This is a genomic window from Thermostichus sp. OS-CIW-29 (assembly GCF_054058195.1).
Genome location: NZ_JBSSAB010000012.1, coordinates 1 through 20504 on the forward strand (window position 1 = coordinate 1; position 20504 = coordinate 20504).

The 20504-nt window shown below is 59.3% G+C and carries 20 protein-coding genes and 1 pseudogene; 4 read left to right on the top strand and 17 right to left on the bottom strand.

What is annotated here, in order from left to right; genetic code table 11:
* Positions 1–311: 311 nt before the first annotated feature.
* Positions 312–1868 (bottom strand): carotenoid isomerase, encoded by a 1557-nt coding sequence (crtH, locus tag ACVWZJ_RS06045; RefSeq protein WP_011432922.1) that lies wholly within the window; start codon positions 1866–1868, stop codon positions 312–314.
* 203 nt (positions 1869–2071) lie between these two features.
* Between crtH and ACVWZJ_RS06050 the strand changes: the two genes are divergently transcribed.
* A complete protein-coding gene (locus ACVWZJ_RS06050; RefSeq protein ID WP_011432923.1) occupies positions 2072–3091 on the top strand; it encodes an aromatic ring-hydroxylating dioxygenase subunit alpha in 1020 nt (339 codons plus the stop codon).
* On the opposite strand, the gene ACVWZJ_RS06055 is transcribed toward ACVWZJ_RS06050, so the two are convergent.
* The 9 genes from ACVWZJ_RS06055 to ebsA all read right to left on the bottom strand — a co-directional run bounded on the left by ACVWZJ_RS06055 (position 3074) and on the right by ebsA (position 13213).
* Complete coding sequence (locus ACVWZJ_RS06055) at positions 3074–4024, bottom strand: ABC transporter permease (RefSeq protein WP_011432924.1); 951 nt, start codon at positions 4022–4024, stop codon at positions 3074–3076. The genes ACVWZJ_RS06050 and ACVWZJ_RS06055 overlap by 18 nt on opposite strands.
* Positions 4018–5157, bottom strand: coding sequence for an ABC transporter ATP-binding protein (locus tag ACVWZJ_RS06060; RefSeq protein WP_148202818.1), 1140 nt, complete (start codon positions 5155–5157; stop codon positions 4018–4020). The genes ACVWZJ_RS06055 and ACVWZJ_RS06060 overlap by 7 nt, the downstream gene beginning before the upstream one ends.
* Positions 5158–5396: 239 nt before the next feature.
* Complete coding sequence (locus ACVWZJ_RS06065; RefSeq protein WP_011432926.1) at positions 5397–6251, bottom strand: PD-(D/E)XK nuclease family protein; 855 nt, start codon at positions 6249–6251, stop codon at positions 5397–5399.
* 517 nt (positions 6252–6768) lie between these two features.
* Positions 6769–7308 carry a hypothetical protein gene (locus ACVWZJ_RS06070; protein WP_414331790.1) on the bottom strand — a complete coding sequence of 180 codons (540 nt, stop codon included), beginning with the start codon at positions 7306–7308 and terminating at the stop codon, positions 6769–6771.
* A 53-nt stretch (positions 7309–7361) separates the two neighbouring features.
* The gene (locus ACVWZJ_RS06075) at positions 7362–9701 is read right to left on the bottom strand and encodes a DNA polymerase III subunit gamma/tau (protein WP_011432928.1); all 2340 of its coding nucleotides are present in this window, start codon (positions 9699–9701) and stop codon (positions 7362–7364) included.
* Between the two features lie 122 nt (positions 9702–9823).
* Positions 9824–10330, bottom strand: coding sequence for a hypothetical protein (locus ACVWZJ_RS06080; protein WP_414417218.1), 507 nt, complete (start codon positions 10328–10330; stop codon positions 9824–9826).
* A 36-nt stretch (positions 10331–10366) separates the two neighbouring features.
* Positions 10367–11083 carry a dephospho-CoA kinase gene (coaE, locus tag ACVWZJ_RS06085; protein WP_457395306.1) on the bottom strand — a complete coding sequence of 239 codons (717 nt, stop codon included), beginning with the start codon at positions 11081–11083 and terminating at the stop codon, positions 10367–10369.
* Positions 11084–11157: 74 nt separating this feature from the next.
* Positions 11158–12852 (bottom strand): citramalate synthase, encoded by a 1695-nt coding sequence (gene cimA / locus ACVWZJ_RS06090; RefSeq protein WP_457395309.1) that lies wholly within the window; start codon positions 12850–12852, stop codon positions 11158–11160.
* Entirely contained in the window at positions 12842–13213 is a 372-nt protein-coding gene (gene ebsA / locus ACVWZJ_RS06095) for a type IV pilus biogenesis protein EbsA (RefSeq protein WP_414343182.1), read from the bottom strand. The genes cimA and ebsA overlap by 11 nt, the downstream gene beginning before the upstream one ends.
* 466 nt (positions 13214–13679) lie before the next feature.
* Here ebsA and larE point away from each other — a divergent pair, with 466 nt between their 5' ends.
* The 3 genes from larE (at position 13680) to ACVWZJ_RS06110 (ending at position 17048) form a co-directional block, all read left to right on the top strand.
* On the top strand, positions 13680–14600 hold the full coding sequence (larE, locus tag ACVWZJ_RS06100) for an ATP-dependent sacrificial sulfur transferase LarE (protein WP_414417221.1): 921 nt from the start codon (positions 13680–13682) through the stop codon (positions 14598–14600).
* Between the two features lie 52 nt (positions 14601–14652).
* Positions 14653–16485 (top strand): DUF3769 domain-containing protein, encoded by a 1833-nt coding sequence (locus ACVWZJ_RS06105; RefSeq protein ID WP_457395312.1) that lies wholly within the window; start codon positions 14653–14655, stop codon positions 16483–16485.
* A gap of 281 nt (positions 16486–16766) precedes the next feature.
* Entirely contained in the window at positions 16767–17048 is a 282-nt protein-coding gene (locus ACVWZJ_RS06110; protein WP_011432935.1) for a DUF1830 domain-containing protein, read from the top strand.
* A 24-nt stretch (positions 17049–17072) separates the two neighbouring features.
* Here the strand turns inward: ACVWZJ_RS06110 and ACVWZJ_RS06115 are convergent, their stop codons facing one another.
* From ACVWZJ_RS06115 to ACVWZJ_RS06145, 7 genes and pseudogenes are all read right to left on the bottom strand, one after another.
* Entirely contained in the window at positions 17073–17462 is a 390-nt protein-coding gene (locus ACVWZJ_RS06115) for a hypothetical protein (RefSeq protein WP_011432936.1), read from the bottom strand.
* 31 nt (positions 17463–17493) lie between these two features.
* Positions 17494–18219 (bottom strand): hypothetical protein, encoded by a 726-nt coding sequence (locus tag ACVWZJ_RS06120; protein ID WP_011432937.1) that lies wholly within the window; start codon positions 18217–18219, stop codon positions 17494–17496.
* Positions 18220–18260: 41 nt separating this feature from the next.
* Positions 18261–18806: a DUF3110 domain-containing protein gene (locus ACVWZJ_RS06125; RefSeq protein ID WP_457395317.1), complete on the bottom strand. Its 546-nt coding sequence runs from the start codon at positions 18804–18806 to the stop codon at positions 18261–18263.
* Between the two features lie 113 nt (positions 18807–18919).
* Entirely contained in the window at positions 18920–19171 is a 252-nt protein-coding gene (locus ACVWZJ_RS06130; protein ID WP_011432939.1) for a hypothetical protein, read from the bottom strand.
* Positions 19172–19442: 271 nt separating this feature from the next.
* The gene (locus tag ACVWZJ_RS06135) at positions 19443–19787 is read right to left on the bottom strand and encodes an ArsR/SmtB family transcription factor (protein WP_414330075.1); all 345 of its coding nucleotides are present in this window, start codon (positions 19785–19787) and stop codon (positions 19443–19445) included.
* Between the two features lie 93 nt (positions 19788–19880).
* Entirely contained in the window at positions 19881–20084 is a 204-nt protein-coding gene (locus ACVWZJ_RS06140) for a hypothetical protein (protein WP_041436413.1), read from the bottom strand.
* A 5-nt stretch (positions 20085–20089) separates the two neighbouring features.
* A pseudogene (locus ACVWZJ_RS06145) lies at positions 20090–20400 on the bottom strand (zinc ribbon domain-containing protein); the annotation flags it as partial.
* Positions 20401–20504 lie beyond the last annotated feature (104 nt).

Sequence of the window (20504 nt, forward strand, 5' to 3'; positions counted from 1 at the left end):
ACTTGGCTCATAAGTTCATTGTACTTCATCAAAGCGCATTCCTCCCGGCAGTGACCCTACGGGTACAGTGCGGGGCTCCTGCGATTTCTAGCTGAATACCGAGTTTGAAGAGGACATCTGTGTTGATTCTGGACAATGTCCTGATTCAAAGGCCTACAGCCTGCTTTCGGGAACGGACGCTATCTTACTGGCTAGCGTCTCATTGTTGTTTGAATTGACCATCAACTGCCTCCCAAACCCTCTGCGCCGCTCAACCCTCATCCCCTGCCCCTCTCCCAGAGGGAGAAGGGAGTAGCAAGGATAAGGGCAACCTAAACCAAATCCGCTGCCACTCGGTGGGCGCAGGCAAAGCCGGAGAAGGCAACGGCATTGAGCCCTTGGCCGGGGAAGGTGCTATCCCCCACACAATACAGGTTGGGGATGGCGGTGCGATTGAAGGGCATGCCCAGCAAGCCCCAGGGATCCCGGCTGGGGATAGGCCCATAGGTGCCGTTGCTGCGGCTCAAAAAGCGGCGGTGGGTGCGGGGGGTGCCTATCTCCTTCAGTTCAATGTGGGATCCCAGTTGGGGCCAAAGGGCCTCCAGGCGGCGGATGAGGCGGTCGGCGGCTTGCTGTTTCTGGGTCTGGTACTGGCTTGGGCTTAACCCTTGCCAGGTGGATATCCAACTGGGGGTAAAGGCATGAACAATGTGGCGGCCCGGGGGAGCCAGGTCGGGATCCAACAGGGTGGGGATGGAGACAAAAAGGGTGCCCTGCTCAGCCTCCATCTGATCCCAGTCTTCCAGGAGAATGTGGTGACAATAGCGTTCGCCGGCCAGGGCCTCGGCCCGCACCCCCAGGTGCAAGCTTAAAAAGCTAGGGGATTGCTGGTAGCGTTTTTGCCACTGCCGCTCCGCCCTGGGCAGGGATCCCGGCCATAGGCGCTCAAAGGTGTCCCAGCGGGTGGCATTGGAGATGATCGTGCGGGCAAAGAGCTTTTCCCCGCTGGCCAGCTCTACGCCCACCGCCCGACCTCTTTCTTCCAGGATCCGCCGCACGGGTGCTTTGTAGCGGATCTGCCCGCCATGGGCCTCTAGTCCCTGGGCCAGCTTTTGGGCGATCTGCCCCACCCCCCCTTTGGGATAGTTGACACCGCCGTAGTGTCGGTCACAAAACACCATCCCGGCATTGATGATGGGCGTGCGATCCGCCGGCACCACCGACCAGCAGTAGCACTCCATATCCACAAAGCGCAGCAAATCCGGATCCCGCAGACAGCGCCGCGCCACCTGGCCCACATTCACCGGCAAATAGCGCGCCAAGGTCAGGCAGCCGAGGGGATTGCCCACAAAAGAACGAAATAGATAGCCCCACTCCTCCAACGAGAGCAGCTCCATGGCGTTGAGGCTGTTGAAGATGGGCCACAGGCTGTCGTAGAACCGGCGAATGCCGGCGGCTTCCTGGGGAAAGTAGCCGGATAGCTCCTGCAAAAACTGCTCGTAATCCCGGTGTACTCGGGGATTCAGCCCCTTGGGCAGGTGGTAGGCAATCTGCACCGGATCGGGGATAGAGTCTATGGACTGGCCCACCGCTGCCAAAGCCCGTGTCAGCAAGTTAGTGGTGCCTTGGGTGCCCAATCCAAAGATCATGGAAGCGCCCACGTCAAAGCGGTAGATCCCGTTGCCTAAGGGATCCGGACGCTCAAAGTAGCCGGCACTGCCCCCTGGAATGAGGTATTTTTCCAGCACCAGCACACGGTATCCTTTGGCAGCCAACTGGCTGGCCGCGACCAATCCCCCGATCCCAGCACCGATGACGATGGCATCCCAAGCAGGGGAAGGGGTGTACAGAGCCTGCAAGAGGGTCTGAGAAGGCAAAGTTGAGGTCAAGGGATCCCTCTGGAAACTCAAACGCAAGATCAGTATCTTTACCGTACCAGAGGTTCTAGGGTTTCCCCATGAGTTGAGCTCCCCTGGGAATGAGTTTGCCCAGATCTGCAAGATCCCCAAATAGAGATTGTGGCGCGGGCTACGGAACCGAATTCACGAATTTGCTATACAGAATCCGGCCATACGATAAAGATGGTTTTGCCATGTTGGTGACCCAGCATCCTGTCTTTCGGCGCTTTTGGTACCCGGTGATGCCCCTCAGCCGATTGGAGCAGGGATCCCCGCAACCTTTTGAGCTGCTGGGAGAGAGGATCGTCCTTTGGCTGGACAAAGCCGGACAGCCCCAGGCAGTTGCAGATCGCTGCTGTCATCGGTCGGCCCAATTGTCCAAGGGAATCGTCTGTGATGGCCATATCCGCTGCCCCTACCATGGGTGGGAGTTCGATGGCACGGGAGCCTGTGTCAAAGTGCCGCAACTGCCGGATCAGGCCCGCATCCCAGAGAGCTACCGCATTCCCGCCTATCTCTGCCAGGCCCGCTATGGCTATGCTTGGGTGTGCTTGCATCCCCAGCCTCTACGGGGGATCCCGGTCATCCCAGAAGCTGAGGATCCCAGTTACCGGCTCATCCACGAGTTCTACGAACGCTGGGAATGTGCCAGTTTGCGCATCTGCGAGAACGAGTTCGACGCCGCCCACATCAGCTTTGTACACCAGAACACCTTTGGCAGTATGGAAGACTTGGTACCCAGCCACTTCGAGGTCGAGGAGCTGGACTACGGGATCCGCACCCGCACAGTGCTCGGTGTAGCCAACCCAGAGCTGCAACAAAAAAACCTGGGCATTGCTGCCGCCAAAACCGAGCGCACCACCACTTCAACCTGGCATTTGCCCTTCACCAACCACCTTCACATCCGCTACCCCAATGGCCGCAGCCATGTCATCGTCAACATCCCCACCCCCATCAACGACCGAGCCTCCCAAGTGGTGCAGTTTTGTTTGCGCAACGACACCGAAGCCGATACCCCAGCCGCCGAGGTTATCCGCTTTGACCGGGCCGTGACCCTGGAAGACAAAGCCATTTTGGAGACCACGGATCCCGACGTGCCCCTCACCCTCAGCGCCGAGCAGCACATGCTCACCGATAAGCCCGGGATCCTGATGCGCAAGCAACTGGCGGCTTTGCTCAAGGCCCACAGCAGCTCCTCAAACCAGATGTTCTAGGCTGCGGGTGCCAACATACCGGCTGTAGGCGTAGATCAACCCCAGGGTGAGGCCGGTAACCAAAAAGCTGAGGGCCGCCCCGAAAGGATAGTCCAGGCTGGAGCCAAACTGCAACTGAATCACATTCCCGATCAACAGCGTTTTGCTGCCCCCCAACAAATCCGGCACTACGAACATGCCGAAAGCCGGGATCCCCACCAGAATGAGGCCCGCCGCCAGTCCAGGCAAGGTCTGGGGCAGAAGCACCCACCAAAAGACCTGCCAACCCTTGGCATAGAGATCCCGTGCCGCTTCCGCCAGCCGCCAATCGATGCGCTCCACCGCCGTGTACAGGGGCAAGACCATGTAGGGCAAAAACGTGTAGACCATGCCCAGATAAACCGCCAGCCAACTGGGATACAGAGCCGTTTGCGGTGGGATCCAGCCCAGCCAGGCCGCCAAGCGAGCCGGCCACCCTTCCGGGGCCAGCACCACCATCCAGGCGTAGGTGCGGATCACCAGGTTCGTCCAAAAGGGCACCACCACCAAGGTGAGCAACAGATCCCGTTGTCGGGGTGGGTGGGCGGCAATGAAGAAAGCCAATGGGTAGGCCAGCAGCACGCAAAAAAAGGTGGTCACCCCCGCCACCAGCAGGCTGCGGCCCAAGATCTGCCAGTAGATGGGCGTCCATCCCAAGGGGCCAAAGCCGAGAATGCGCAGATAGTTCTCCAGGGTCAGGGGCAGTTGAATCTGGCCAAACTCCCCGCGGCTGAGAAAGCTGCACACCAACAGCAACAGCCCCGGCAGCACCAGAAAAAACATCACCCACAGCACCCCTGGCCCAGCAAAAATCAGGCTGCGTCCCAGCTCCTGCCAAGGGGTGAGCAGCTCCCCAAATCGCACCTGGGCTTGGCCAGGGATCCACTTGCCCACAGGAGATGGCAGCTTCAACATCCAGTCTCCTCCTGACGGGGATCCGGTCGCAAACGGATTAGGCTTTTCGGGGGTAGGTGGGCCACCAGCGCTGCGCCGATCTCAAACCCTGCATCCTCAATATCGGTGTTGAGGGCCGTGGCCTTGAGCTGCTGACCTTGGTTTGTCCGCAACAGGTATTGGTTCTCAGCCCCAGTGTAGATGAGGTTTTCCACCCGCACCGGCACCTGGTTGGGCAGCAGATCCCAGCCGCTGCGAGAGAGCTGGATCTTTTCCGGGCGAATGGCCAATTGCACCGGTTCCGAGCTGGCCGGGATCCCCAAGACCTTCAGCTTTCCCAAGGGCGTATCCACACAGTCCGTCCCACAGGCGATCCCCTCGATCAGGTTGCTGGCCCCTAAAAAGTCGGCTACGAAGGCCGTCGCCGGGCGCTCGTACACCTCATCGATAAGGCCCACTTGCTCAATGCGCCCCGCCCGCATCACCGCCACCCGGTCGCTGGTCACCAAAGCCTCTTCTTGGTCGTGGGTAACGAAAATAAAGGTCATGCCCAGGCGGCGCTGCAACTCGCACAACTGCACCTGAAGCTGCTTGCGCAACTTGGCATCCAACGCCGACAGCGGCTCATCCAACAAGAGCACTTCCGGCTCGTTCACCAAAGCCCGAGCCAAGGCCACCCGCTGCTGCTGTCCCCCCGACAGCTCATGGGGCTTCCGCTTGGCCAGAGCTGCAATCTCCACCAATTCCATAGCAGCCGCTACCCGCTTGCGCAGAGCTTCTCCCCGCACACCCCGCATGCGCAGGCCGAAGGCGATGTTGTCCTCCACCGTCATAAAAGGGAAAAGGGCATAGCTCTGAAACACCGTGTTGACGTTGCGCTTGTGGGCGGGCAGGTGGCCCACCGGGCGACCTCGAATCACCACTTCCCCAGCATCGGCCATCTCCAGGCCGGCCAGGATGCGCAGCAGGGTGGTCTTGCCGCAGCCGGAAGGGCCCAGCAGGCCGAAAAATTCCCCCCGCCGGATGTTCAGCTCAATGCCATTGAGGGCCACAAAATCGCCAAAACGCTTGTAGAGGCCCGCCACTTCTACATCCCAGTCGGGATCCCGGACGGTGGAAGTACTGGAGATGACACTCGCGATCACAGTTGACAGCGCTGATAAAACCATCTAACCCAGTATGCAAGTCTCCGAGAAAATTGCAGTTATCCTCCACACCAGGGGCACCAGTTCCACGCTCAGCCCTGCAAACGGGGATCCCTGGCCGTAGCCTTTCCAGATGGGAAACGTTGGGAACAAAGGACTCCGTCTCGCTATCGCGAATGGCCCCATAATAGGGTATGCATGGGTTGCTGCCAAAACAGCTCCTGCCAAAACAGCTCCTGCCCCGGCCCTCAATAAGTATCGGCGATGGGATCCGCAGGTGTCGCGGGCTCCTGCATTGGCCAGACCCAATCCGTGAGGTCTTGAGAGGGGATCCCTTCCGGTAGCAGCCCATGGCAGCGGGAGCGAAACAGACAACTGTTGCAGCGCTCAGTGTGGGGGGTCATGGGAAAGTCTTGCGCCTCCAGTTGCCGCAGGTGGTTCAGAGTGGCTCTTAGGTGGGCCAGGTCTTGCTCATAGGCGGCGGCGCTGTAATACCGGTGGAAGGGCTGCTGCGGATGTTGCACATACCAAAAGGTCAGTTGCACCTGCTCCGGCTCAAAAGGGCCTTCCAGGGGCAGCTGCTGGGCCACCTCGCAGAGCAGCAGAGGGTAAAGGCGCACCTGCCAGTCTTGGGCCAACTGTGCATCGCGAGGACGTTGACGCTCAGTTTTCCAGTCCAGGATGTGCAGGGATCCGGGGATAATCACCAGCCGATCCAAACGGGCTATCAACTTAAAGCCCTCAATCCGTTGCCACAGGGGCAACTCCGCCAACACCCGTCCCTGGGGATGGGCATGGGAGCTGGCCAAGAACACCTGCCACCACTGCTGCACCACTTCATCCAGGGCAGACAAACGCGGCTCCACCTGCCGCCCGCGGCTGTGCCACTCCACCAAACGGTGAAACTGCCGTCCGCGCCTCTGCTCCAGCTCGTGCTCAAAAACACTGGCAGCGGGCCAGATCAACCGCTCCAGGTACACATAGCGAAACAGGCGGGGGCAATGGTCCAGCAAGGCCAGCGAAGAGGCGGAGAGGTTGACCTGCTCAAGACTCAACCTCTCCAGAGAAGGGGCAGCAGGGATCCCAGACAAAGTGCTCCGCACCGCTGTCGCGAAGGGGAAGAGCTGGCAAGAGGGGGCTAAGTTCCACTGCTCTCAGGATACCCCCACCGCCACCAGGGGTCGCCCAGCGGAGGAGCATGACTCTAGTCAATAATAAGCTCAACTATACTGAAAATAATGTATAATATGTTCAGTACGGATTACTACCAGTTGATCTTTCTGTTTACTTTCGAGTCTGCCAACATGGTAGCCAAAGCAAAGCAGAAAATTGGTAGTAAGACGACACGGAAACTGCGCTTTGGGTATTCTACTCAAAGCTTTGCGGGATACCGCCATTCTGTTTGGAAACAAACAGAATGCTATCGCTGCATAGTTGAACAGTGATGTTCAGCAGTGTTCAGCGTAAATGTATCAGCTCATTTCCAACCTGCTCCAAATTTCCATCCTGCTGCTCCGCAACGCTTGCGCAGAAGGGCGTGGGCGGGATCTGGACTGCAACCGCCCGCTGGAGCTGGGATCCCTGTCGGGATGGCTAGACCCGGAACCGTCTGTGGTTGCGCTAGGTTCCCACCGGACTTGCCCAGACCCAGATGGCGACCATCCCATCCCAGAGCAACAGAAGCAGAGCAAAACATCCTAGGAGCCCGTACATCCAAGGCTGAACGTAGGGGCGCAGCCCGCCAATCTCCAGTTGAGCGTGCCGTCGAATCTCAGCCAACAGCTGCTTGAACCTGGTCACCCGCATCGGCAAAAGTACGCGATCCCCCCCTCGGCTGACCAAGTAATACACCATACCACCCTGGCTGGTGGAGCGGGGCTCAATGCGCTCGATATCGGCCCACCGGATCTGCCACTCCTGCCGCACAAAAGGCGGCACCCAACTGGGGTAGGTGGCCTGCATGCCCTCTTCGTCCAACTGAATCTGCTGGCTCAGGGATCCCAGGACTACCCCCCATCCCAGCAGCAGAGCAATCCAAAGGGATCCCAGCTCAAGAGGTGTTGCCTGTTGCCGAGCCAGCAGGATGGGTAGGGGCAGAACCAGTCCCCAGTACAGAGCCTGCACAGCGCAGCGAATTAAGGGAGAGATGGGGAAGGTCATCGTCGGCAAGATGAGGCTGGCTTTATCAAACTTAAGATAGCGCTAGATAGCGCTTAAAAAGGCACCTCCTCCTCCAAGGACTCCGTCCCGCTGAGGCGAACGGCAAGCTGAGAAGACTGCTCACGCCGGTAGGACGGATTCCTTACTGCATTGGGAAAGTCTACGGGATGAGGACTCCGCCCCGCTGACGCGGACGGCTCTGCTCCTGTTGGCGAGCCGTAGGTCTCACCGGAGAGCAGGTCAGGGGATCCCTCGGCTTCTATAGCCTCTATTGAGGAGAGCTCTTCCGTGGATCCCGTCACGTCAGACTCCAACACCCCTTCCAAATCCACCAAGCTGCCGTTGAAGTGGTCGGCAAAACAGCGGGCAATCTCCGCCAGCTCCTGGGTTAGCTCGAAGGACTGCCCACCGTGCAGGGTGTCGCGGCGCTCTGCACGACTTGGAGAATCGGTCGCGACAGCGGTGCGGAGCACTTTGTTCGCACCGGCGGGAGAAAGTCCTTGGGTTGCCAAGCCGGCCACCTTGGGGCCACCCATAGGATTGTCCCGCTCAGGCTCTGGCGAAGGTGGGTTGGAGTCAGAAGGGGAATGTTGCTGTCGCCGGGCAAGGCCGTGGCTCTGCGGTTCTGCTCTGGGCTCCCTTGAGGAAGCACGACTGTTGGTGCTATCGCTCTGCAACCCCGGCGTGGTGACAGGATCCGGGGCCACGGGGGCGGGGGGCAGGTCTGTTTCTCGGCTGAGCAGTGCCGAGGACTCCGCACCGCTGACGCGAATGGAAACATGCGGCCCGCTGGAGCGCTGCACAATCAAGTTGAGCTGCACAGGGCGCTGCAGCAGGTTGTGGAGCACCGACCGCAGTTCGGCTTCTTTGCTGCGCACTTTTTCCACCAGACCCTTGCTGGGAAAGGCGAGGGTAATTGCTTCAGGAGTCTCTTGGTGCAGGTGGCCGGATCCCATCAGAGCCTTGGTGAGGGGAGAGAGGCGCTTGAGGAACTCGTCCCAGTGGGGGCGCAGCAGCTTGACTGTGGCGGCGTCCCTTGCCGGTTCTCTGGGCTGCTCCGAGGACTCCGTCCGAGTAGCGCGATCTGCCTTCTGGCTCGACGCAACAGCAGGGGAGGCTGAAGGCCCAACAGTTAATTCATCTATCTCACCAACAGTTGATGGGCTTGATGGGCTGATGGTCGCAGCAGGGGCCGGAGGGGCTGTCCCGTCCGGGGGAGTTCTCTGGGGTGCAGGAGATAGGTCAAGGGCTGGGAAAGGACTCCGTTCCGCTGAATCCTCAGCCACCATGCTTGGGCGCAGCTGGCCCAGCAGATCCACTAGGGCAATTTCCAACCACAGTTGGGGCTGTCCGCTTTGACGAATTTGCGGCTCACACTGGCGCAGATGGCTCTGGGCTGCCAGCAGTATCTCCACCGAGTAGCGAGGGGCCCGTTGCTGCAGGGCTGCCCAGGTGGAGTCCGTTACAGCCACCAACTCCCGTTGCTGGGGGGCTGTCTTGACCAGCAGCAGATCCCGGTAAAGGGCCACCAAGTTCTGCAACAGGGCTAAGGGCTCTTTGCCCCGCTCCAACAATTGCCGAGTTTGGCTGAGCACCGCCTGCACATCCTGAGCCAGCAGCGCATCCATCAGAGCCAAAAGCTGCTGTTCCGGGATCCCTCCCACCAAGTCCCAAACGGCTTCAGGGGTGATGGATCCTTCCAAGAGGCTGAGCTGGTCCAGCAGGCGTTCGGCGTCCCTCAGGCCCCCTTGGGAAAGTTGGGCCACCAGTTGCAGCGCCTCTGGCGTGATAGGGATCCCTTCTTGGGCGGCGATCTTGCCCAGGTGGGCCACCATGTCGTCGAGGGGGATGCGGCGGAAGTCAAACCGCTGACAGCGGGAAACAATGGTGGGCAAAACCCGCTGCGGGTCAGTGGTGGCCAGGACAAATACCACGCGGGGGGGCGGCTCTTCAAGAGTTTTCAGCAAGGCGTTGAAGGCCGCATTGCTGAGCATGTGGCACTCGTCGATGACATAGACTTTGTAGCGGCTGTTCACCGGGGCAAACTGGGCCCGCTCGATCAGCTCGCGGATGTTGTCTACGCCGGTGTTGCTGGCCGCGTCAATCTCGAGAACATCCAGGGAGGCTCCCGCAGTGATGGCGCGGCATTGGCTGCACGCCTGGCAGGGATCCGGCGTCGGCCCCTGTTCACAATTCAAAGACTTGGCCAAGATGCGGGCGCTGGAGGTTTTTCCCGTGCCCCGCGGCCCGCAGAACAAATAGGCAGGCGCCACCCGCCCCAGCCGGATGGCATTGGCCAGCGTTTGCACCACCGCTCCTTGGCCGACCACATCGGCAAAGCGCTGCGGGCGGTATTTTAAATGCAGGGGTTCATAGTTGCCAGCGGTGGCCATTTCCGGGATCTCCAAGCAAGCAGCGCCCCAACCGGAACCGCGCAAGAGCTCTGCTCTGCTGACGCGATCCCACCGGGGCTCCCCTATTCTGGCTTCTCGATGGCGGGATCCCTCCCTGCCCATCAAGAGCAGGGCTGGACACCAGGGGGGGAGACCGGCAGAGCTTTTGTGCTCCGCTCCGCTGAGGACTTGGGATCCCGGCGACGCAGAGAGGGAAGCTGGATCCAGCCGGGCGAGTCGAGCTGATCTATGTGCTGCACGCGGTAGCTGAGCTGATACACCTCCTTCCTGAGCTGGCGATTCTCTGCCTGGATGGCGGCGATGCGCTGGCGGATGGGCTGCAGGCGGGCTTGCAGCTTGCGCCGGTAGAGCTCTGGCAACTCTTGAATCATCTGCTCCAGCAACTGCTTCTCTTGGTAAAGCTGCTCAATCTCCGCCTCATAGCTGCGAATTTGCCGGTGTTGCTTTTCTTGGCGCAGCTCCAGAAGGTCTATCTGGCCCTGCAAGATGCGATTGCGCTCTCGCAAAAGCTGGATTTCCCGCTCCCGCGCGGCCAGAGCTTGAGCAAACTCCGTCTCGCCAACGCAGCCTGCTTCCTGCATCGTTTCTCCCTCAACCCACCCGTACATGGCTACCCTCCGTCCCACCGGGGCGTAGGGGATCCCCTATCCGTCACTGTATCCGGCCCGCGGGGGTGAGGCAAATGGCCTCTGGCCCGCCGACGCCAAAGCTTGCTTCACCTGGGCTTCCAGCTCAGCCAGGGATCCGGAGTTGTCCAGCACCACGTCTGCACGGCGCACTTTTTCCGCCAAAGGCCACTGGCTGGCAATGCGAGCTTCGATTTCTTCCGGCGTCAGGGGATCCCGGCGGGCAAGGCGTTGCCGCTGCTGCTCTGGGGTGCAAGTCACCACCCAAATCTCGCTGGCCCAATTTTCCATGTGGGCTTCAAACAGCAACGGGATCATCAGACAAACGGTTTGAGATCCCTGCCCAGAAGAAAATCCTACCCCGCTACGCTTTTGGGAGGCAGGCTCTTCCTCAAGCGGCACCCCATGGACTTTAGAGCTCTGCTCCGCCAACGCGGACAGAAAATCTTGCAGTTGAGCTCTAACGAAAGGGTGGATTTGGGCCTCTAGCCAAGCCCGCTCAGCGGCATCTGCAAACACGATCTGGCCCAACCGCCGGCGATCCAGATCCCCGGAGGGTGTTTGGATGGCCTTCCCATAGCGTTCCAGTACCCGCTCGCGAATAGGGGATCCCACCGCCAAGGCCTGGCGGGCCATTTGATCTGCATCGGCTACTGGGATCCCGTGCTGCTCCAAGATGCGGGCGACCGTGGATTTGCCCGTGCCCACTCCGCCCGTCAGGCCGATGATTCGCATAGCTGTCGTGGTTACAGTTTAGCTTGCTGGGGTAGAGGGGCGCTGCCAGGGTAAAGCCAGTTGAAGGTTTTTCTTCAAGGGGAGGCCGTTTTTGCAGCCAGCGGAGAAGAACGGTGCTCTGCCGCAGCCGGCAAAGGAGAGCTGGGCGGCAGCAGGCTATACTCAAAGCCCTCCACCAAAGCCCGACAGGAGGCCTCGATGATGTTGGTGGAAACCCCCACCGTGGTCCAGCGGCGGTGACCGTCGCTAAACTCCACCAGCACGCGCGTTTTGGCCGAGGTGCCGGCTCGCCCATCCAAAATGCGCACCTTGTAATCAGACAGGTGAATCGCCTCCAGTTGGGGATAAAACTCCAGCAGCGCCTTGCGCAACGCCCCATCCAGAGCAGCCACCGGCCCATTGCCTTCCGCCGCTGTCACTCGAGTTTGCCCCTGCACCGCTATCTTCACCGCCGCCAAAGATTGCACATCCGTTGCTTCGCCACTGGGATCCCAGTCTTTGCTGTTCCAATCGGAGCGGGTGGTGGTCGTCACGTTGAAGCTGAGCACTTCAAACGGATGCGAGCGCTGACCCAACAACCCCCTCACCAACAGCTCAAAGCTGGCCTCAGCCGCCTCAAACTGATAGCCCTGCAGCTCCAAAGTTTTCAGCCGCTCCAAAATCAAGCGCGCCTGTGGATCCGACTTGTCCAGCCGGATCCCGAATCCGGCCATTTTGTGGAGAATGTTGCTCAGCCCCGCCTGTTCTGAGACCACGATGCGGCGACAGTTGCCCACTTGCTCGGGGGCGATGTGCTCGTAGGTGAGAGGGTTTTTCTGAACGGCGCTGACGTGGATCCCACCCTTGTGGGCAAAGGCCGATAGGCCCACAAACGGCGCATGGTCATCCGGGGCCAAATTGACCACCTCGCTGATGGAGCGGGAGATCTCCGTCAGGTGTTGCAGCTTCTCTTGCGGCAGACAGCGATAGCCCAGCTTCAGTTGCAAGTTGGGAATGACGCTGCACAGGTCGGCATTGCCGCAGCGTTCCCCATAGCCGTTGATGGTGCCCTGCACCATGCGCGCCCCTGCCTGCACCGCCGCCAGGGCATTGGCCACAGCAGTGCCGGAGTCGTTGTGGGTGTGGATCCCTAGGGGCAAGTGCTGCAGGTGATGGGATTCTGCCAAGACAGCTGCCGTGATCGCCGCAATCTCGTGGGGCAGGGATCCGCCATTGGTATCGCAGAGAACCAGCCACTCCGCCCCTGCCTCGGCAGCCGCCACCAGGGTTTGCAGGGCATAGTCGGGGTTGTGGCGATAGGCATCGAACCAGTGCTCGGCATCGTAGATGACCCGCCGCCCCTGGGATCGCAGATAGGCAATGGTGTCGCGGATCATGGCTAGGTTTTCCTGCAGCGTGGTGCCCAGGCCCTCGGTGACGTGGAGATCCCAAGACTTGCCGAAGACGGTTATATAGCGGGTGCCCGCCGCCAAAATGGCCTGCAGCATGGGATCGTCTGCCGCCCGCCGCCCCGGCTTGCGGGTAGAACAAAAAGCCACCAGCTCGGCTTGCTCTAGGGGCTCTTCCCGCATCTGCCAGAAAAACTGCACATCCTTGGGATTGGCTCCTGGCCAGCCCCCTTCAATAAACGGGATCCCCAGCCGATCCAGCAGCTTGGCAATCTGTAACTTGTCTTGCACCGACAGCGATAGACCCTCTCGCTGGGCCCCATCCCGCAATGTGGTGTCGTAGAGGGTGATGGTGGCTGAGCAACCCAGATCAATCTTCATATCGCATCAGTTTCTTGTAAAAGGCGGTGGAGAAATCCGGCTGTTGTCCGCGCTGCACCAAAGAGACGACATCAATCAGATAATCCACAAACTCGTAGTTGGCGATGGAGAGCTGATAGGTGAGATCTGCATCCTGAGCAAAGATGACCTGAACCACCGTCAGATCCGAAGGCAACGGGGACGTATGCCAACTGGCCAAGAAGCGGACAGGCTCTTCCCCCTCGATGGCCCTCTGCCCTTCCAGGCTGGCTTTTTTGTAGAGGCCCACCGCGAGGGCTAGGTACTGTCGGCGGGCAACAGCGTAATAGGGCTGATAGACGGCCACTTCTGGCGGGCTAGCGGGTTCAAGTTGCAAAGCCATAGTGCGCTAGGAGAGGGGTACAGCTTTTTCTGATTTCATGAAGTTCTACAAAATAGGTGGGATCCCCATAGCCAAGAGAGATCTCTGCATTGGCTGTAGCAAGTGTCGCCGGAAAAAGCTGTGAGGTCAATTGTGGCAGAGAACCCAGAAAAAATTATAAGGGGCCACTGCAACCCATTTCATTCAGCGTATCGCGAAGCGGTGCGGTTCCCGGTAGGGTGCCGGAGGCATAGCACAATCGCGACAGCAGGTCAGCGGACTACGGATAGATTGCCCAATTGTCTACTTTTCCTTGAGGGATCCCGCATCCCATGCTGGGGAGAAGCGTTGGAAAGTCGGGGATCTCTGGGAAAGAATAGAAAGAGGGGGGATCCCTGCCCCTGCTCGCAACCGGCTCTTCTCCTGCCGGCGGTGGCGAGACGGTGCCCTTGCTTGGTTATCCAAACGCTTGGCATCTTCTGTCTTCATGAGCACAGCCCAAGGCCCAACCGCTTCTCGTCTCGACCCTCTCCCCCCCGGAGAGGGAGGAATAGCGGCCAACCCCCTGCTGGAGTGGGATCCCGTCCTGCAGCACAAGTTCCAGCAGCTTGTCCAGATCTTCGCCGAGATGGAGCAGGTCTTGGTGGCCTACTCTGGGGGGGTTGATAGCAGCCTGGTGGCCAAGTTGGCCTGCGATCAGCTGGGGGAGCGGGCCCTGGCTGTCACCGCTGCTTCTCCTTCGCTGCTGCCCGAAGATTTGGAAGAAGCAATTCAGCAGGCTCGGCAAATCGGGATCCGCCATCAGATCGTCGAAACCCACGAGCTGGAGGATCCGAGCTACGCTGCCAACCCTGTTAACCGGTGTTACTTCTGCAAAAGTCACTTGCACGATACCTTGCGCCTGTTGGCCCAAGCCCAGGGATATAACCATGTGGTGGATGGTCTCAATGCCGACGATCTGGCCGATTACCGACCGGGGACACAGGCAGCTCGGGAGCGCGGCGTGCGTTCCCCTTTGGCGGAGGTGGGGATGAGCAAGCTGGAGGTGCGGCAATTGTCTCGCCACCTGGGGCTGTCTTGGTGGGATAAACCGGCCCAACCCTGCCTCAGCTCTCGCTTTCCCTACGGGGAGGCAATCACCCCTGAGAAGCTGCGTCGGGTGGGAGCGGCGGAGCGCTACTTGCGCAGCTTGGGTTGGCGGCAGGTCAGGGTGCGCTCGGAGAAGGACACCGCCCGCATCGAACTTCCTCCGGATCAGATCGTGGAGTTTGTGCAGAAAACCAATCTGGAAGCGCTGGTCAAGGCCCTGCAATCCTTCGGCTATCTCTATGTCAGTCTCGATTTGGAGGGCTACCGCAGCGGCAAGCTCAACCGAGTCCTCAACCTTTCCCAGTTGGCCACAAGCTAGCGGGCTGGGGAAGCCGTAGGGGATCTGTGTTGAAGTTTTGCGCCGGGTGATTATGAGAGGGTTGCGGTTGCTCTGGCTCTGCTTGGGGGTGCTGGGGTTGGCAGTTGCCGGCCCTACTGCGGCTCAGGTGGAGTCCCAGAAGAAGGGGGGCGCTCAGCCCATGGATACGACTGACCTCAGCGCCCTTGCCGACCGAACGTTACGGCTGCGTTCTGACCGGCAAACCTTCGATCAACGGGCGGAAGTCTTCCAAGCAGAAGGCAATGTGGAGATGCGGCTGGGCCGCTCTGTGTTGCGGGCGGATCGCCTGCGCATTGAACTGCGACAGCGGCGGGCTGTGGCCGAGGGCAATGTTTCTATTCAACTGGATCGGCAGCGCATCCAGGGATCCCGGCTGGAGTACGACTTTGAGCAAGAGCGGGGATTTTTGGAAGAGGCCTTCGGGCAGGTGGATATTGGCCAGTTGCAGGCCAGTGGATCCCCGGCAGCCGCCCTCTCTCCGCAGCGGCTGGTGCGCTTTCGTGCCGTTCGCATCCGCTTCGATGCCACCACCTGGGAAGGAGAACAGGTGCGGCTGACCAACGACCCGCTGGATCCGCCGGAGTTGGAGATTCGTAGCCCACGGGTGACCTCCACCCTGCAAGCCGATGGCTCCAGCCTTTTGATTGCCGAGGCCGGCCAACTGGCCTTCGACCAGGTCTTGTTTCTGCCTCTGCCCATTCGGTTGCGCTTCGACTCATTAAACCGTCAGCCTCCGGTCAGCATCTTCTACGATGATTTCGACCGAGAAGAATTGCGACGGGGCCTGATCCTGCAACCCAACTTCGAGCTGCTGCGGGATCCCAACGTGAGCTTGGTGCTCTCCCCGCAACTGTATCCACAACGTCTTTGGGGCAGTGAGCAGGGCCTTTTGGATGGGATCGGGCTGCGGGCCGATTTTCGTTGGCGGCAACCGGAAGCCAACGCTCAAACCTCGCTGTTTGCCGAGCTGCGGGGGATCGTCTTCCAGGAGTTTGCTCAGCGCTTGCGAGCCCAGGTCGAACACCGCATCACCACCGGCGATGGCGGAGAAGTCGCCTACACCTACGCCTATCGGGAACGCTTCTTCAGCGGTCGCCTGGGGTTTCAAATTGTGGAAAACCGCCTCGGTGCCAGCTACCGCTCACCCACCCTCCGCCTGGGCAATACCGGCTTGGATCTCAGCTACCGCATAGCCGCCGACTACATTGATGCCTTGGGGCAGCCGGATGAAATCGACACGGATCCGGAGTTGGCCTTAGCCAACACCACCGACCGCATTCAGCTCTCCCGCCTGCAACTGGGGGCAACCTTGAATCGCTCCTTTCCCCTCTGGAGCCCTCCCAAGACGGCGGCGGATCCCCCACCCCGCTTTTCCGCTCTGCCCATCGAGCAAGGGATCTGGCTCAGCACCGGTGTGAGCAGCAGCCAGTCTTTTTACTCTAATGGCCGAGCCCAGAGCTATACTGCCGGCAGTATTGGCATTGATGCGGTGATTGGGGCTTTTGTGGCCGATACCTTCGACTACACCAACCTGAGGGTGACCTACTCCAACGGTTTTCTGGCCGGAGCCTCGCCATTTTTGTTTGACCGCATCACCACGCGGGAACAGCTCGTCCTGGGCTTTTTGCAACAACTGTACGGCCCGCTGCGGGTAGGGGCAGAGACAACGGTAGATTTGCAGTCGGGCCAGCAGGTGGATGTCGTCTATCGCCTGGGCTACGACCGCCGCACCTATGGCTTTAGCCTGCAGTACAATCCGGTGCGCCAGTCGGGGGCTCTGGAGCTGCGGGTGGAGGGCCTGAACTGGGATCCCGGCCAATCCTCGCCGCAGCCGACGACCGGATCGAGGATCCAAGAGCCCTGATCCCCAAACTCCAAGGGAACGGAAAAATGTAATCCTGACTACTACTCTGTGGAGATTTTCTATGAGAAATTGTCCCATATTGGGGAAAAATCCTAATTCAAATCTTCCTCGAATTGCAGAACCCTCTTGGAAATCGAAACAGTAAGGTAAAATACAGAAGTTATTTTTTCCAGGATTGATTTCTGCCAGTTGGGATCGCCGTATCGCAGACTACCGCAGTGATCCCCAGGCGGTGTTAGGGTAGATGATAGGCTGAGCAAAGTGGGCTGGTGATCTGAACAATGCAAACACTCGATGCAATCCCCGATAAAAAACGAGCAGAGCGAATAACCTGTAGCTACATCAATGCGACCAGCTCCATTCAGGTGGTTCGCATCACGAATATCGAAAACTGGTACTTTGAGCGGGTGGTCTTTCCAGGCCAGCGGCTGCTGTTTGAGGCGGTGCCTGGAGCCAAACTGGAGATTCACACGGGTATGATGGCCAGCTCTATTCTGGCGGATACCATCCCCTGTGAAAAGCTGCGCGTTCGAGAAACGGAGCCGGTGACCGTAGGCGCCTAAATCCCCAGAGGCCAGCGGTGCGGACTAGGTTTCGCGGCCTTGTTGCCTTCTCTCCTCACTCTCTGGGCTGGGGGAAGGCTGAGGCGAGGGGCTGGCGGAGCGGCGCGGCTTCGGGGGTAGTGGGATCTCCAGGAAACGGGCGCTCAATCTCACCAGGCTGGTCTCTTGGGGCGGCCAAGGGATCCCCAACCAACGGGCCGTGAGCTCCAGCAAGCTGGGGGGTGGTGTCGGCGTAGGAGTTGGCGTGGGTGGTGGGGTGGGGTACAGATCTAGGCGCGGTGGCCGTGGGGTGCTAACCCGAAAAGCATCGGGGGGCGGTTGGGTCAGAGGTACATTCGGATCCCCGCATCCCAGCAAGCCCAGTCCGCCGGCAAGCAACAGGCCGTACAATTTTCGAGTGCCTCTACTGCCCATGAATACGCTGCTGGACACCTCCAACAGGGTATCATCGGGATCCCAAGGCTCTGAGCTGGGCTTGCAAATCTTCCTCCAGCACAGATAGCTGGCGAGCCAAGGTCACGTAGCGGTTGGCGGTCAGGTTTTTGGCGGTAAATTGCTCCAACAGTTGCTGATCCCGGGCAACCATTTGGTTGAGATACTGAGCCACAGAGGCTTGTGGATCCTCGATCAAAGCTCGGCACACCTGTAGGGCCATCACCAGTTGGGCCCGCACTTGTAAAAACAGCGATTGGATGTACTTCTGCTCGGCCTCGCTGAGTTGCCGAAAATCCCGCCAATGCTGCCCCCCCTGCAGGGATTGTTGGAGCTCGTTGACCCAGTGGTTGTAGTCTTTTACTTTGCGGGCCAGATCGGTGGCAAACTTCATCATCTCAGGGGTGCTGTTGAGCAGGTGGGCTTCCTGCCAACGCTGGCGGATGCGATGCAGGCTTTTTCCCAAGCGCAAGTTGGCTCTCAGGATCCCCAACAGGAGCAGCAGTAGGATCCCGGCAGCCGCGGCATAGGGCACCCAAGAGCCGGGATCCCGCATCCCCAAGAAGATGACCAAGGCTATTGCTATCAAACCAAAGGCCAGCATGCCCCAGGAGCGTAGCCGCTGTTGCTGCAGACGCAGGTACTCCGCCCGCAAATCAAAGGCCTCGCAGCAAGCGTCCAGATCGGCGGCCATGAGCTGGCGAAACTCGTCCACAGAGATCGGTTCCACACTAATCATCGAGGGCACCCTTAACGCAAGTGGATCGAGGCCAAACGACATCAAGACCTGCCCTGCCAATCACGGGCAGCTTCCGTACTTTCTTGTAGAGGCTCCAGCGTTTCGCTGGCCGGAACCACCATCAACCCATACCCTCCGCTGCGGCAAAAATCGACGATCTCCTGCGTGTCAAAGCGTTCTGCCAAGGGCTTGGGCAGTCCCTGTTGAGCCAACCGCTGCGCATATTTTCTTGCCGCAAACGAGCTCTCGAAAGCAATGACGATATCTTGACCCCCAACCTGGCGCGTACAGATCCCCTCCTGCCCATTGGCTTGGTAAAGCAGCACAATCACCTGGGGGGGCAAGTCCTCTGGGCTGACCCAAGACAAACCCTTCTCAGCCTGGGATCCCCCGCTAAGCAATACATCCCGCGCCTCATTCAGCCGCGCCAGTTGCGCCTCTAGCAAGGGTCTTTGTCGCTCGTCCTCCAGTTCTGCGAGGGCAGTACTGAGGGTTTGGTATTCCTGAAACAGTCGCCCCCGGATCTGCCGCTCGGTTGCGTCCGGCGGAAGGTTGAGAATCTCAAGGGCTTCGGCGGTGTTCATCATGGGCTCTGATTTATTCAAAATCATTGCCTAGACTAGCTGCTTTGAGAGTCTCTGGAGAGAAATTCTCCTATGATCGTGGCTGCCCGCTTTCTCGGCCAGAAGAGAGGGTGGACTCACCGTTCGCGCCAGCGGGCCGGAGGCCTTGTGCGGCGATGATGACTTCCATCTTGGGGCTGCTCAGCAGGGGAATTGACCTGGGGTTGGTCAGATAAAGAGGGAAGGGGAAAGCCCAACTCAAAAGCCTCTCGTGCCAGCAAAGCCAGCAGAGATGGATTCAACTGGGCGCGTTTCACCCGCTCCTTGAGGCGATTCCACAGGTGTGCTCGGTGGATGCGTTCCAACTCTTGTCGCTGTTCACGTATCATGTTGTTCCCACCTCTCTTGTATCAATCCTAACTAAGCAACAGGGGAGCTGGTGTCAGGGAACTTTGATGGATTTTAGGAGATGGGATCCTCATTTTCTCCGTTCGCGCCAGCGGGCCGGAGGCCTTGTTGACCCGCCGGGATCCCTGGGGTTGCCAGCAGGGAACACCATTCACATCTGTAATTTCTTGTGTTGCAGCAAGCCCGTCTTCGGAATGTACAAGGGCGGGATCCGACAGTTTTTCTAGGGACATTTTGGGATCCCTGCTCGCCTTAGAGGTCTTCCACACAGGGAACTGCGGCCTTGACAGGGCCAGCTTGCCCCAATCTATCCAAAAAATGCTGCAGGAGCTGAAAACCGGGTGGGTTGAGGCTGTAGTAAATCCAGCGCCCCTGCTGGCGAGCATTGACCAATTTCGCATCCCGCAGGGTTTTTAGGTGAAACGAGAGCTTGGATTGGCTCACCTTCAGCTCCTCGCAGAGATCACAAACACACAACTCACGCCCCTGCAGCAGTTGCAGCACGCGCAGGCGAATCGGGTCGGAGAGAGCGTGGAATCCCTCCCGCACCTGCTCATCTGTCAAATTCCCCTCTACCTCAACCAGGAACGAAACCATCATTCAACCAGGGTAGCAGGAGTTTTGCGCTGCGGCTGCTGATGGATTCGATGGCAGGGGAAAGGCGCGACAATCAACCAGTTTGGCAGCATCTCACTCGAAGGCAAGCAAATACAGACCTTCCGATTCAGAAGGGATCAGTTGATACGGATCTTTCTGATTGGCCTGTTCACAGAGATTGGCAAAAGACTGCAAACCTTCCAAGCGTTCCGTGAGTTCGCTGAGGGTATCGAGGTACTCCGCCAAGCCCGCTTGAGTCAGGTACCAAGATTTGTCCAGCTCTCGGAAATAGGTCATGTAAACTACCCGACCCTGACTGCTTCGCAGTACAGGGCAGGCTTAAGGCCTCCGGCCCGCTGGCGCGAACGGTAGCCCTGTAGTTGGCAAGCCAACCACGTTCGCGAAGCGAGCCGTAGGCTTGACCTCTAGGCTGGTTTACAGCAGCCCCCAAAAGCGCAATCACATTTGCACCGTTAAAATCAGCATCCCCTTCCCAACCACAATGCCCGCACTTAAATCCCTTCCCATCCCGGTACGACTTACCAGAGTCGGGATGAATGGGCAAGCATTTGTGGCAAGTCTGTGAGGTATAGGCCGGTGGTACAGTTACCACTTTCTTCACAAGCTCTCCACAGTTTCGCTGAAATCAATCACTGGGATCCGTTATGCGAGAGACACAGTTGCACCGGCTATGGCTGGTGTTGCTGGAAAAAGCTG